This window comes from Phenylobacterium sp., from assembly GCF_030681155.1.
Lineage (GTDB): Bacteria > Pseudomonadota > Alphaproteobacteria > Caulobacterales > Caulobacteraceae > Phenylobacterium.
Map to the genome: position 1 here is coordinate 1 of NZ_JAUXXE010000003.1, position 13,346 is coordinate 13,346.

At 65.3% G+C, this 13,346-nt stretch carries 12 protein-coding genes; 6 read left to right on the top strand and 6 right to left on the bottom strand.

The genetic code is table 11. The features are described 5' to 3' along the window. Positions 1 to 922, bottom strand: a 922-nt coding sequence (gene coxB, locus Q8M13_RS00690) for a cytochrome c oxidase subunit II (RefSeq protein ID WP_305297696.1), incomplete at its 3' end; no start/stop codon positions are given. 342 nt (positions 923 to 1,264) lie between these two features. On the opposite strand from coxB, the gene Q8M13_RS00695 reads away from it, so the two are divergent. The 3 genes from Q8M13_RS00695 (at position 1,265) to Q8M13_RS00705 (ending at position 5,199) form a co-directional block, all read left to right on the top strand. Continuing rightward, positions 1,265 to 1,552, top strand: coding sequence for a DUF3140 domain-containing protein (locus Q8M13_RS00695; protein WP_305297755.1), 288 nt, complete (start codon positions 1,265 to 1,267; stop codon positions 1,550 to 1,552). 55 nt (positions 1,553 to 1,607) lie between these two features. Then, positions 1,608 to 3,038 carry a metalloprotease TldD gene (gene tldD, locus Q8M13_RS00700; protein ID WP_305297697.1) on the top strand — a complete coding sequence of 477 codons (1,431 nt, stop codon included), beginning with the start codon at positions 1,608 to 1,610 and terminating at the stop codon, positions 3,036 to 3,038. 121 nt (positions 3,039 to 3,159) lie between these two features. Next, positions 3,160 to 5,199, top strand: coding sequence for a TonB-dependent siderophore receptor (locus tag Q8M13_RS00705; RefSeq protein ID WP_305297698.1), 2,040 nt, complete (start codon positions 3,160 to 3,162; stop codon positions 5,197 to 5,199). A gap of 73 nt (positions 5,200 to 5,272) precedes the next feature. Here Q8M13_RS00705 and Q8M13_RS00710 read toward each other — a convergent pair whose 3' ends face one another. Further along, positions 5,273 to 7,213, bottom strand: coding sequence for a peptide MFS transporter (locus Q8M13_RS00710; protein ID WP_305297699.1), 1,941 nt, complete (start codon positions 7,211 to 7,213; stop codon positions 5,273 to 5,275). Positions 7,214 to 7,400: 187 nt separating this feature from the next. Here Q8M13_RS00710 and Q8M13_RS00715 point away from each other — a divergent pair, with 187 nt between their 5' ends. Beyond that, the gene (locus Q8M13_RS00715) at positions 7,401 to 7,892 is read left to right on the top strand and encodes a DUF427 domain-containing protein (RefSeq protein ID WP_305297700.1); all 492 of its coding nucleotides are present in this window, start codon (positions 7,401 to 7,403) and stop codon (positions 7,890 to 7,892) included. Here Q8M13_RS00715 and Q8M13_RS00720 read toward each other — a convergent pair. The 3 genes from Q8M13_RS00720 to Q8M13_RS00730 all read right to left on the bottom strand — a co-directional run bounded on the left by Q8M13_RS00720 (position 7,889) and on the right by Q8M13_RS00730 (position 10,467). Continuing rightward, positions 7,889 to 8,287, bottom strand: coding sequence for a GFA family protein (locus tag Q8M13_RS00720; RefSeq protein ID WP_305297701.1), 399 nt, complete (start codon positions 8,285 to 8,287; stop codon positions 7,889 to 7,891). The two genes, Q8M13_RS00715 and Q8M13_RS00720, sit on opposite strands and share 4 nt — an antisense overlap. A 9-nt stretch (positions 8,288 to 8,296) precedes the next feature. Continuing rightward, positions 8,297 to 9,655 carry a glutamate--cysteine ligase gene (locus Q8M13_RS00725; protein ID WP_305297702.1) on the bottom strand — a complete coding sequence of 453 codons (1,359 nt, stop codon included), beginning with the start codon at positions 9,653 to 9,655 and terminating at the stop codon, positions 8,297 to 8,299. A 77-nt stretch (positions 9,656 to 9,732) separates the two neighbouring features. Continuing rightward, positions 9,733 to 10,467 (bottom strand): 16S rRNA (uracil(1498)-N(3))-methyltransferase, encoded by a 735-nt coding sequence (locus Q8M13_RS00730; RefSeq protein ID WP_305297703.1) that lies wholly within the window; start codon positions 10,465 to 10,467, stop codon positions 9,733 to 9,735. A gap of 48 nt (positions 10,468 to 10,515) precedes the next feature. On the opposite strand from Q8M13_RS00730, the gene ppk2 reads away from it, so the two are divergent. Continuing rightward, positions 10,516 to 11,286, top strand: a complete 771-nt coding sequence (gene ppk2, locus Q8M13_RS00735; protein ID WP_305297704.1) for a polyphosphate kinase 2 — start codon at positions 10,516 to 10,518, stop codon at positions 11,284 to 11,286. A gap of 7 nt (positions 11,287 to 11,293) precedes the next feature. Next, positions 11,294 to 12,487: a winged helix-turn-helix domain-containing protein gene (locus tag Q8M13_RS00740; RefSeq protein ID WP_305297705.1), complete on the top strand. Its 1,194-nt coding sequence runs from the start codon at positions 11,294 to 11,296 to the stop codon at positions 12,485 to 12,487. Positions 12,488 to 12,503: 16 nt separating this feature from the next. On the opposite strand, the gene Q8M13_RS00745 is transcribed toward Q8M13_RS00740, so the two are convergent. After that, positions 12,504 to 13,304 carry a methyltransferase gene (locus Q8M13_RS00745; protein ID WP_305297706.1) on the bottom strand — a complete coding sequence of 267 codons (801 nt, stop codon included), beginning with the start codon at positions 13,302 to 13,304 and terminating at the stop codon, positions 12,504 to 12,506. Between the last annotated feature and the right edge of the window lie 42 nt (positions 13,305 to 13,346).

The following is a 13,346-nucleotide window of genomic DNA, read 5'->3' on the forward strand; positions in this document are numbered from 1 at the left end:
CCGGGGTGCTCGCAGCCGGAGTCGCGGGCGCCGTGGCGGCGGCCGGCGTCGCGGCGTCGGCGGCGGCCGGAGCAGCAGCGGCCGGAGCGGCCGGAGCGTCTGGCGTCATCGAACCGCCCTTCGAAGCCACCCAGGCTTCGAACTCAGGCTGGGTCACAACCTTGATTTCCAACGGCATGAACGCGTGGTCGACGCCGCACAGCTCAGAGCACTGGCCGTAGAAGGTGCCGGTGCGCTCGGCGCGGAACCATGTTTCGTTGATCCGGCCAGGAATGGCGTCGATCTTCAAGCCGAACGCCGGAAGGGCGAAGGCGTGGATCACGTCGGCTCCGGTGACCAGCACGCGGACGGTCTTATTGACCGGCACGACGAGCGGCTCGGTGGCGGCCAGGCGATAGGGAACGTTGCGCGCCTTGGCTTCGTCTTCCGGCAGCATGTTGGAGACGAACTCGCCGACCTTTTGGTCAGGCAGTTCATAACCCCAGTACCACTGGTAGCCGGTGGCCTTAACGGTCAGGTCCGGCTTGGGCATGTCATGGTAGGCGAAGAGCAGTTTGAACGAGACGACCGAGATGGCCATCAGGATCAAAACCGGCACGACGGTCCAGATGACCTCGACGACGGTGTTGTGGCTCCACTTCGCCGGGATCGGGTTCGAACGCTTGTTGTAGCGAACCACGCACCAGATCAGCAGGCCGAGCACGAACACGCAGATGAGCGTGATGATCGGCAGCAAAATAAAATCGTGGAAATCGTGCGCGGCGTGCTTCAGCGGCGACGCAGCCGGTTGAAGACCGAGGCCACCTGGCGTCGGTTGCCCCATCAATTGCTCTGCGAACGCCTGGACGCCCCAGAACGCTGACGTCGCGCCCGCAGCGGCTGCCGCCGCCCACGTCCGCATGCCCTGAACCCTAGACTTCATGTCCCCTCGGTCTGCTTGGCCGGCCGCGCCTCGCGAAAGACGATCGCCCCCGCCGACTGGAATCGAGACTAGGCCCCGAAATCGCGAGGCCTTGCCCTTAAGCCGGGGTCCATACGCGCTCTCCCTGGGCTTGCCAAGGCGCTAAGACCCCCTATGGCGCGTTGTCTGCACACCGACCGACGATATGTCGGGCGCCAAGCGTCCAAAACGGCCAATCCGGCGTGGTTATCGCGAAACTGAAATTGGGGAATTCGTGAGCCTGCACCGCTCTCCCGACGAGGAAGACGCCATCCGGCGCGACTTCGAGTCGGTCGTGAACATGTCGCCCGCAAAGCTTCGTGACTGACTGCAAACCGACGAGAGCAAAAGGTCGGCTTCACCCGCCGCGGCGAAACCGAATCCGTCGGCCGGCAGTCCGGGCGGCGGATCCTGGAGATCATGGCCACGCCCGCCGACGACCTGAGCCAGGCCGACTACAGCCATATGAAAAAGGTGATTGGCGATGCCCGGCGCCACCTGGCCCAGCGACCTTGGGGCGATGTGACGCGGACCCGCTGGCGGTGGTCGCTGATGAACTGGGGTCACGATCCGTTGGTGCGTCGTGGCGGCGGCGACAGCGGTTTGGGGTGACGGCGGGGCCTGGACCTCCTATCTCTGATGGCTCGCCTTTCGAAAGCACAAGCCGATGAACGCCCTCTCCCCCGCCCCATCGATCCTCGACTCCGCCGGCGTCTCCCCGGAGCGCGCCCGCGAGATTCTCGGCGAGGCGCTGGTCGGGGCCGACGATGGCGAACTTTTCGTGGAAAAGTCCGAGAGCGAGGCGTTCCTGTTCGACGACGGACGATTGAAGTCGGCCTCGTATGATTCGTCGGAGGGCTTTGGACTGCGCGTCGTGGCTGGCGAGACCGCCGGCTACTCCCATTCCAGCGAAGTGTCCGAGGCGGCGATCAAGCGTGCAGCGCAATCCTCGGCCCTCGCCAAGCGCGGCTATTCCGGCGTCTCGGCTGAAGGCCCCCGCGCCACTAACGCCAAGCTGTACGGCGAGGACGATCCCACCGCATCGCCCGCCTTCTCGGACAAGGTCGCCTTGCTGCAGGAAATCGACGCCTGGGCCCGCGCCCGCGATCCGCGCGTCGTCCAGGTGATGGCGAGCCTGGCCGGTGAACGCCGCACGGTCGAAATCCTGCGCGCCGACGGCCGGCTGATCCGTGACGTGCGCCCGCTGTGCCGCGTGAACGTCCAGGTCACCGTCGAGAAGGACGGCAAACGCGAAAACGGATTCGCCGGCGCCGGCGGCCGTGCTGGCTTCGAAGCCTGGATCACGCCGGAGAAGTGGCAGGAACAGGCTGAGGAAGCGCTACGCCAGGCCCTGGTCAATCTGGACGCTGTCCCCTGCCCGGCCGGTGAAATGGACGTGGTGCTAGGCCCAGGCTGGAACGGCGTGCTTCTGCACGAAGCCGTCGGGCATGGGTTGGAAGGCGACTTCAACCGCAAGGGCACCTCGGCCTTCTCGGGCCGCATTGGCGAGCGCGTGGCCGCGCCGGGCGTGACGGTGTTCGATGACGGCACCCTGGCCGGGCGTCGCGGCTCCCGGACCAGCGACGACGATGGCACCCCCACCGAACGCACCATCATGATCGAGTACGGCATCCTGGTCGGATACATGCACGACCGGATGAGCGCCCGGCTGATGGGCCTGGCCGCGACCGGCAACGGTCGTCGCCAGTCCTACGCTCACATGCCGATGCCGCGCATGACCAACACCGCGATGATGGGCGGCTCGACACCGCGTGAAGAGATGATCGCCTCGACCAAGCGCGGCCTCTACTGCGCCAACTTCGGCGGCGGCCAGGTGGACATCACCAATGGCAAGTTCGTCTTCCAGTGCACCGAGGCCTACCTGATCGAGGACGGCAAGATCACCACCCCGGTGAAGGGCGCGACCCTGATTGGCGATGGTCCGTCGGCCCTGACCCGCGTCACGATGATCGGCGACGACTTCGACTTCGATCCCGGCGTCGGGGTCTGCGGAAAGTCCGGCCAAAGCGTGCCGGTCGGCGTCGGCCAACCCTCATTGAAACTGACCGGCCTGACGGTTGGCGGGACGAGCATCTAGCTCGCCCCCGCCGGCAGGCTGTCGGTAACATGTCGCCGATTTAACCTACCTTTCCGGGATTTAATTGGCGCGATTCCCGTAACGCAGGTCACTTGCCTGCGTTCTTGGGGAGCGTTGTTACATGATCGTTCAGGCCCTGGCCTCAGCCCTGGCGCTTGCTGCGCCTGACGTCGGCCAGGATACCCAAGCGGTCGTTGCGACCGCTCCCGCCGCGACAACCGGCGTCATCAGCTATCCGCCAGAATTCTTCACCGCCTCACAGCCTTCGACGGCGCTCGACATGGTGTCCCGGCTGCCGGGCTTCACGGTCGATGTGGGCGATTCGGTGCGCGGATTCGAAGGCGCGGCCGGCAATGTGCTGATCGACGGCCAGCGGCCGACGACGAAGACCGACGACCTCGAAGAAATCCTGCGGAGAATTCCCGCGAACCAGGTCGTCCGCATCGACCTGATCCGCGGCGGCGCGCCGGGCATCGACATGCAAGGCAAGTCGGTTCTGGCCAATGTGGTCAAGAAGCAAGGCGGCGGCTTTCGCGGCGTAGTCGCCCTGTCCAACAGCATCATCTATGACGGCCGCAACATGACCGGCGCGCGCCTGGAATTGTCGGGCGATAAGGCAGGACGCGCCTGGGAAGCCTCGGCCCGCTACGGCATGGGCGTCGATGACGGGGCAGGCGAGGGGCGGCGGGTCCGCAGCGGTCCATCGGGCGAACCGCTGATCATTTCGGACGTCGATTCAGAGGGCGACACCAATCAGGCGACCTTGACCGGTTCCTACGCGACGCCGCTGTTCGGCGGTCAGGCGAAGGTCAACGCCCGGCTGTTCAACGACAATTTCAAATACGAAGAGATCAATCGCATCACTTTCCCCACGCTCGGCCGCGAGGGGACGATCGAGCACTACGACGAGTTCCAGACCGAGCTTGGCGGCAACTTCACGCGCGGCCTGGGCGCCAAGACGACGATGGAGCTGATCGCCCTGCGCAAGGACGAGACGCAGGATATCACCTCAGACTTCCGCGCAGATGCCGCCAGCGCCCGCTTCTCCCTGAGCCGCGACACCAGCGAAACCATCGGCCGCGCCGTGCTGAAGCATCGCCCGACGGATCAGATCTCGCTTGAGGCTGGCGGCGAGGTCGCGATCAACATCCTTGAGAGCCAGACCGCCTACGCCAAGGACGGGGTGAACGTCCCGCTGCCGGCCGCCAATGTCCGCATCCAGGAGGATCGCGGCGAGGCGTTCGCCAAAGGCGTTTGGCGACCCAACTCGAAATGGACGATCGAGGCCGGGCTCCGCTACGAGGCCTCGACGATCGAATCCAGCGGCGACGTCAGCCTGGAAAAGAGCCTCTACTACGCCAAGCCGCGCCTGGCCCTGACCTGGTCGCCGCAGCCGGCGACGCAGGTGCGTTTCCGATTCGAACGCGTGGTGGACCAGCTAGACTTCGACGACTTCGTGGCCGATTCCTCGCTCAACACCGGGGTCATCACCGCCGGAAATCCAGACCTCGTCCCGGAGCAAGCCTGGGTCAGCGAGGCGGCCTTCGAGCAGCGATACGCTGGCGCGGCCATCGTGCTGACCGTGCGCCACTCGGCGCTGAGCGACGCTATCGACCGCGCCCCGGTCTTCCTGCCGACCGGCGTCTTCGACGCCCCCAGCAACATCGGCGATGGGACCAAGGACGAGTTGATCCTGTCGCTCAGCGTGCCGCTGGCCAAGCTCGGCTTGGAGGGCGCGACCATCAAGGGCGAATCCACTTGGCGGCGCTCGGAGGTGACCGATCCGACCACCGGCGAGAAACGCGAAATCTCCGGACTGCGGCCGCTGGAATGGGAGGCCCATTTCACCCACGACCTGCCGGCCCATCGCCTGACCTGGGGCGTCGACGTCTATAGCGCCTGGCGGGAGACCTACTACCGCTTCGACGAGATATCGACCGACAAGCTCAAGGCCTTTGTCGTGCCGTTCGCCGAGTGGAAGCCCAGGTCGGACATCGTGATCCGCGCTGAGCTGCAGAACGCCACCAACCGCGGCTTCCGTCACACTCGCACGGTCTATGACGGCCCACGCAACACCAGCCAGGTCGCCTTCGTGGATGACCGCGATCTCCAGTTCGGCCGCATGTATTGGGTGCGGATTCGCAAATCCTTCGGCGGCTAAGCAGAACGCCGCCCAAGAAAAAGGGCCGGAGCAGCGATGCTCCGGCCCTTGTCGTTTCTAGGCGCGGAAGAGGCTAGCTTTCCCGGTCGGCGCGCATCGCCGCGGCGCTGACCGCCTGGCGTTCGCCGTCCAGGACCGGAGCGATCGGCTCAGGCTGAGCGTGACCGGCCGGGGTGTTCGCGCCATGCGACCAATGCTTGATGAAGAAGCTGAGCGCGATGAACGCCACGCCGACCCCAAGGCCGGCCCAGCCGAGCATCTTGAACACCTCAAGCGATGAGGCGAGCGCGGCTTCCGGATCGAGCACCTGTCCCCCCACCGTCTCGGCGCCGGCCAGGCCGGCGATCCAGCCGCCCACCAGCTGAGCAATGGACGAGGCCAGGAACCACACGGCCATCATGAAGGACGCGATCGAGGCCACCGACAGCTTGGTGATCTCCGAAAGTCCCACCGGCGACAGGAAGAGCTCGCCCGTGGTGTGCAGCAGGTAGAGCATACCGAGCAGCATCAGCGGCAGGCGATAGGAGCCGTCGGCCATGCCGGCGCCCCAGACCACCACCATGAAGCCGAGCCCGACCTGGATGAGGCCAAAGCCGAACTTCATCGTCGGGTTCGGATCGCGGCCGCGCGCGGCCAGCCACGCCCACATCGCCGCGAAGATCGGGGCGAAGATCAGAATGAAGGCGGCGTTGAACGACTGGGTCTGGGCCGCGCCCATGGTGGCGTCGATCCAAAAGCCCTTCGGCTCGATGCCGGCGGCGGCCAGTTGCTCGGCCGATCCCATCGGGATGCCCAGGAAGCTGGTGGCCTGATGGGTGATCGACAGGTCGACGTTACGCGCCGCGAACAGGTTCAGCGAGGTGCCGGCCTGTTCGAACAGGGTGAAGAAGATGACCGAGCCGAAGATCAGCACCAGGGCGAGCATCATCCGCTCGCGCTCGACCTTGGTGCACTTGGTCAGGAAGTAGGCGATGTAGGCCAGCGAGGCGACGGTGGCGCTGAGCAAAGCCCAGGCCACGAAGCTGTTGCGTTGGACCAAGACCCAGACGCCGCCGACGCCCAGGATCGCGACGATATAGATCAGCCACTCGCGGTTGATGGGGCCGACGACGGCCTCCTTCAGGCGTTCGGGATTCGGCGGCTCGCCCTTGCCTTGCAGCAGCGGCTTGCCGAGCACGAAGACCACCCAGCCAAGCGCCATGCCGACGCCGGCCAGGCCAAAGCCCGCCCACCAGCCGACCGTCTGTCCGAGCAGGCCGCAGAGCACCGAGGCCCAGAAGGCGCCGAGGTTGATGCCGTAGTAGTAGAGGGTGAAGCCGGAATCCCGCCGCGGGTCGCCCTGCGGATAGAGCTGGCCGACGATGGTGGAGATGTTCGGCTTCAGGAAGCCGACCCCCATGATGATCAGCGACACCGCCAGATAGAAGGCGTTCACGCCCAGCGGATCGCTCTTCTTCTCCATTTTGTAGCTGCCTTCGGCCAAGACGGACGGCAGCGGCGCATTGGCTGGCAGGTCCTTGATCTCGAGCCCGCCGCCTTCGGCCGGACCGAACGCGTGAAGCGTGTCGCCGATCTTGAGCTGCACCGTGCGCGCTTCCATGCGCCCCTCGGCGACCACCTGGTAGCTCTGGTTGGCGTAGGTGAGGGTCTGGGTGGCGGGGCTGCCTTCAACGGCCATGGTCATGTGGCCGGCGACGAGCAGCAGCGCGCCAAAGGCCACGGCTTTGCGGGTGCCGAGATAGCGGTCGGCGAGCAGGCCGCCAATCAGCGGCAGCAGATAGACCAGGCTGGTGTAGGAGCCGTACTGAGCGCCGGCGGTGGCGTCATCAAACAGCAATTGTTGGGTGAGATAGAAAATCAGGATGCCGCGCATCCCGTAGTAGGAAAACCGCTCCCACATCTCGGCGAAAAACAGAATCATCAGCCCGCGCGGGTGCGTTTTCAGCAGCTGCAGCAGGACGGGGACGCCGGTCGCCAGCGTAATGACGATCCCCAAGAGGATAACAATATTCATAAGGGCGGTGTTCCGATTCCTTGGACGGCCGGCGCTCCCTGGGGTCGTTTCACCCCCGCCGGGCATATTTGGCGCGAGAAGATCACGCGGTAAGGCCAAGCACAAGCAAGGCGGCGCCTGTACACTGGCGCTCAGGGAGCCTCAAGCCCATCTTAGGCGTTGGACTGGTCATAGGAGGAGCGTCCAAATGCTAACCCCAGGCCCTGACCACCCCATCACCATCACGCCCGCCACGACCCGGTGGCGCGCCAAATATGGCGACCACGTTATCGCCGACACCGGCGACGCCCTTATCCTGAAGGAAGCGGAGTATCCGGCCGTGGTGTACTTCCCGCGCGCCGACGTCTCCATGGACTTCTTCTCGCGCACGGACCGCACGACTCATTGTCCGTACAAGGGTGACGCGGCCTACTACACCATCCTGATGGATGGCCGTTTCGCAGAAAATGCGGTCTGGACCTACGAGCAGCCCTTCCCCGCCATGGAGCAGATCCGCGGCCGGCTAGCCTTCTATCCGGACAAGGTTGAGGTCTATCAAGTGGACGGCGCGGTAGTCGATCCGACCCACGTTCACACTGTTATCGACGAGGTTGTCCTGCACACCGACAGCGGCGCCGGCGCCAGCCAGCGCGACCATTGGCCGCCGAACGTCGAAAGCCCGGCGCCGGAAGAGCGCTAGGCTTCAGAAGCCCGCGGCCCCGGCCATTCGGACCGGGCGCCGTCGGGGGCGAGGGTCATGCTTGCCCCTTCGGTCGCCCTGACCGGCATGCTCGCGACGTCAAAATTATCCAGGCAGAACACGTTGACCCCGTAGTGATCGGGGGCCGAACGTTTGCGGTGGAAGGTGTAGATCCCGCATCGACTGCAGAAGTAGTGCTTCGCCCGCCGGGTATTCCATTGATAGAGCGAGAGCGCTTCCTCGCCGGCCGTCACCGTCAAGGCGTCCTCGTGCACCTTGGCCATCACCGCGTTTTTCTTGACGCATAGCGAACAATCGCAAGTCGTCAGTTCATCGATCTGCGCGCTTACTTCAAAGCGCACGGCGCCGCAGTGACAGGAACCCGACCAGGTCATGGCTGGCCTCTAGTAGGCGAAGTCCTCAAAGACCCGGCGCACATCGCCCTTCCAGGGGCCGTTGTAGAGCTCTAGCAACCGCTCGGCGGGGGTGACGCCGCTGTCGGCGATCTCTTCCAGCTCGGTCAGATAGTTGCTCTCGTCGACCATGCCGGCGCTGAGGCGGTTGCGGTTCTTCAGGCCCTGACGCGCGATGGCGACCATGTCCTTGGCGACGTCCTGAACGCTGCGGCCGTTGACCTGCGCCTTCAGGCCCAGGCGCGCGACGTCGGCGCGAAGCCGCTCGTGATCCTCGACCTTCCAGTCCTTGCAGAGGTCCCAGGCCGCCGCCAGGGCGGCGCTGTCGTAGAAGATGCCGGCCCACAGCGCCGGCAAGGCGCAGAGGCGGCTCCAAGGACCGGAGTCCGCGCCGCGCATTTCCAGATATTGCTTGAGGCGCACTTCAGGGAAGGCGGTTGTCGTATGATCGGCCCAGTCCTTGATCGAAGGACGGTCACCGGGCAGGTCGGAGAGTTCACCGGCCATGAACTTGCGGAACGAGCGGCCGGAGAGGTCGACATACTTGCCGTCACGCTTGGCGAAATACATCGGCACGTCGAGGGCGTAGTTGGCGTAGGTCTCGAAGCCGAATCCGTCGGCGAACACGAAGTCCAGCATGCCGGTGCGGTCGGGATCGGTGTCGGTCCACACATTGGCGCGGGCCGAAAGGAAGCCTGAGGGCTTGCCTTCAATGAACGGCGAATTGGCGAACAGCGCTGTGGCGATCGGCTGCAGGGCCAGGCTGGTGCGGAACTTCGCCACCATGTCCGCCTCGGAGCCGAAGTCGAGATTGGCCTGAACGGTACAGGTGCGGAACATCATGTCGAGGCCGAGATTGCCGACCTTCGGCATGTACTCGCGCATGATCTTGTAGCGGCCCTTGGGCATCACCGGGACTTCGTCCCGCCGCCAGAGCGGAGTGTAGCCGAGACCGAGGAAGCCGAGGCCAAGCTCGTCGGCGACCGTCTTCACCTCTTCGAGGTGCGTGCCGGTTTCCTCGCAGATGTCGTGCATCGTCTCCAGTGGGGCGCCGGAAAGTTCGAACTGCCCGCCCGGCTCGAGGCTGATATTGGCCTTGCCGCGCTCAAGGGCGATGACGTTCTCGCCCTCATAGACGCCTTTCCAGCCGAATCGCATCAGCCCATTCAGCAGGGCCTGAATCCCGGCGGGACCGCCGTAAGGAATGGGCTCATAGGTCCCCAGGCGGAACACGAATTTCTCATGTTCGGCGCCGACCTTCCAATCGCTGGCAGGCTTTGAGCCTGCTTCGAACCATTGGATCAGGTCCTCGAACGTGAGGGGTCGGTCGTCTGCCACGACGTCGGCCATCTCAATCTCCCCAAGCCCATATTAGTCCGAAAAAACGGCGGCGCGATCTTTACGCCGTTCAGACAGGTGGGCGCAATTCAGGAAACCTCAAGGCCACGCCAGTCCCCCTGAGCAGCCTGCCACAAGGTCAGGGCGCTGATGGCGGCTGTGTCGGCCCGCAGTATCCGCGGTCCTAGTGAAGCGGGCGTAGCATAGATCAGGTTCCGAAGGCTCTCGCGCTCTGTCGGCGAAAACCCGCCTTCGGGTCCGATCAGGATCGCCCACGGCGCGGCCGGAGTTCCCGCCAGGGCCTCCAGAACCGGCTTGGCCTCGCCTGCTTCGTCGCAGAACAGCAGACGGCGCGGGGCGTCCCAGGTCTCGATGAGCTTGGCGAGTTTCAGAGGCTCGACAATTTCCGGCACATCCATACGGCCGGTCTGTTCGGCCGCCTCGGTGGCGATGGCGGTCAGCCGGTCGAGGCGAACCCGTTCAGCGTTGGTTCGCTCGGTGATCACCAGGCGCACGCGGCGCGCGCCCAATTCCGCCGCCTTTTCAATGATGGTCTCGATCCGGGTGCGCTTCACCAGGGCGACGACCAGATCGAGGTCGGGGCCAAAGGCCTGCGGCCGCTCCAGCGCCGTCAGTCGCAGCACCACCCCGCGCTTGGCGACCACTTCGAGCGCGCCGCGCCATTCCCCGTCCCGGCCGTTGAAGACCAGCACCTCGTCGCCAACCTCGCGGCGCATGACGGCGGTCAGGTACCGGCTCTGTCCCAGGTCAAGGGCGAGCGCGTGGTCTTGGGCGAGATCGGCGGTGACGAACAATCGGATCATGGAAAGAGGTTCTAGCCGCGCGAGCAGGATCAGGACTAGGCTCATCCTATGGCAAAGTCAGATGACGACGACGCATACGAAACCGAGCTCGCGGAACTGCAGCTCGCCCTCGTGAAATACCAGCAGCACGCCATGCAGAACGGCGACAAGGTGCTGATCATCCTCGAAGGCCGCGACGCCGCCGGGAAGGACGGCACGATCAAGCGAATGACCGAGCACCTGTCGATTCGCGCGACCCGGGTGATGGCGCTGCCCAAGCCCACCGAAATCGAAACCACGCAGTGGTACTTCCAACGCTATGTGCAGCACCTGCCGGCGGCGGGACAGATCGTGATTTTCAACCGCTCCTGGTACAATCGGGCGGGCGTCGAGCGGGTGATGGATTTCGCCACGCCCAAGCAGCAGGAGATGTTCCTGCGCGACGTCCCGCACTTCGAGGAGATGCTGGTCGAAAGCGGCATACAGTTGGTGAAGATCTGGCTCGACATCAGCCGCGAGGAACAGGCCGAGCGCCTGAAGGAGCGACGCGAAGATCCGCTGAAGGCGCTGAAGGTCAGCCCGCTGGACGATGTCGCCCAGGAGAAATGGGCCGAGTACAGTTCGGCTCGCGACGAGATGCTGACCCGAACCCACAACGGAACAACGCCCTGGACCTGCGTCGTCACCGACAAGAAGAAGGACGCGCGGCTAAACGTCATGCGTCACGTCGTGCGCACCATCGCGCCGGAGGACATCTCCAAGGATGTCGCCAAGCCCGACAACAAGGTGCTGTTCCCGTTCGAGATCGGGGCGATCGCCGAAGGCCGATTGAACAGGTAGCTGGCTGGTGGAGACGATCTCGGCCCGCGAGGCCCGCCGCATAGCGTTGGCCGCGCAGGGGTTCGCCGAGCGACGTCCCGACGCCCCCGGCAAGCGCCACCTGCTGAAGACCATCGACCGGCTGGGTGTGCTGCAGATTGACTCGGTCAATGTGGTGTCTCGCACCCACTACCTGCCGCTGTTCTCTCGGCTCGGCGCCTATCCTCGGCCACTGCTGGAGGAGATCGCCTGGGGAAAGCGGCCGTCGCTCGTGGAATATTGGGCGCACGAAGCCTCGCTGCTGCCCGCCGCCAGCCATCCCCTGTTCCGCTGGCGGATGGACGACGCCCGGGCCGGCGTCGGCACCTGGAAAGGCATCGCGCGCTTCCTACGCACCCACGAGGACTTCATCGAGCGCGTGTTGACCGAGATCGACACGCGCGGCCCGATGCCGGCCTCTGAACTGAACCTCGGCGCCAAGGGCGCGCAGGGCTGGTGGGGCTGGAGCGAGGGCAAGCGCGCGCTCGAATGCCTGTTCTGGGTCGGAGACCTGACCGCCGCCACCCGGCGGGGGACTTTCGAGCGGGTCTACGGCGTCAGCGACAAGGTGCTGCCGCGTGCAGTGCGCGAAACCCCTACGCCGCCGCGCGAAGAGGCCCAGCGCGAGCTGATCCGCATCGCCGCTCGCGCGCAGGGCGTGGCGACCGAGCGTGACCTCCGCGACTATTTCCGCATGCCGGTCGCCGACACCAAGGCCCGCATCGCCGAGTTGGTCGCTGGAGGCGAACTGACTCCGGTGGAGGTGAAGGGTTGGGGCCAGCCAGCCTATCTGCACCCCGAGGCGCGGCGGCCGCGAAAAATCACCGCCAACGCCCTGCTCTCGCCGTTCGACAACCTGATCTGGTTTCGCGAGCGCACCGAGCGATTGTTCGACACCCGTATCCGGCTGGAGATCTACACCCCGGCCCACAAACGGGTTCACGGCTACTACGTCCTGCCCTTCCTGCAGGGCGAGGCGATCACTGCGCGGGTGGACCTGAAGGCCGAGCGCAAGAAGGGCGCGCTGATGGTGCAATCGGCCCACGCCGAACCCGGCGCGGACGATGCGACGCGTTCGCTGCTGGCGGGCGAACTGCGGCTTATGGCGGGCTGGCTCGGACTGGACCGCGTCGAGGTGCAGCCTAAGGGCGACCTCGCCGAGCGATTGGCGGCGGCGCTCTAGCTTTGGTCGCGGCCGCCTAAGCCTTCGGCGTCATCACCAGCCACGGCGTGGCCTGGAGGCGGAACTCCCAGACGGCCAACAGCTGGTCGAGATGCCCGGCCCCCTTCAGGAAGTCCGGCAGCGGCAGGGTCTTGGCTTGCGGATCAAGCCGCAGAATGTCGTGGGTGGGCGAGAACCGCTCAACCAGGCGATCCAGTACGCCCTTGCGATAGACATCGTGCGTCTCGACGATCAACGGCATCTGCGCCAGGGCCGGTGAAAGATCGGGCCGCAGCAGGTCATCTTCCGCGCCTTCGATATCGACCAGCACCAGGCAGCGCCGATCCTTGAACACCTCGAAGCCGTCGGGTTTGAACTCTTCGCCAATGATCACCCGTTCGGCGACGCCGTTCTTGGCGGCGAGCTCGGCACAGGCTGCGCGGGCCTGAGCCTGGATGTCATAGGCGTACACCGTCACCTGCGGCATCAACCGCGCCAAGCCGACCGCGTAATAGCCCTCCGCGCAGCCGACATCGATCACGCAGTCCAGCGGCTGCTCTGCGAAGGCGGCGATGTGTGGATGCAGCTCGGACTCATAGGTGCCGATCAGGCGCGGCGTGAGCGCGCCTTCGGTCGCAGATGTCACGTAGTCCATCCCCGCGAACGGCCCCTGCATGATCTTCGCGCCATGATGCCGGACATAGGCGTCGGCGATCAGTCGTGAGCGCCAGATCGCCAGGATGCGCAGCACCTCATTGAGCTGCCGCGGCTCGGCCAGCGGCGGATCGCGGTCCAACCGCCGGCGCAGCCACTGAACCACCTGTTCCATATAGGTCATGCATCACCCCCAGCATCCGTCACGACCGGACGCCGGGGGTTT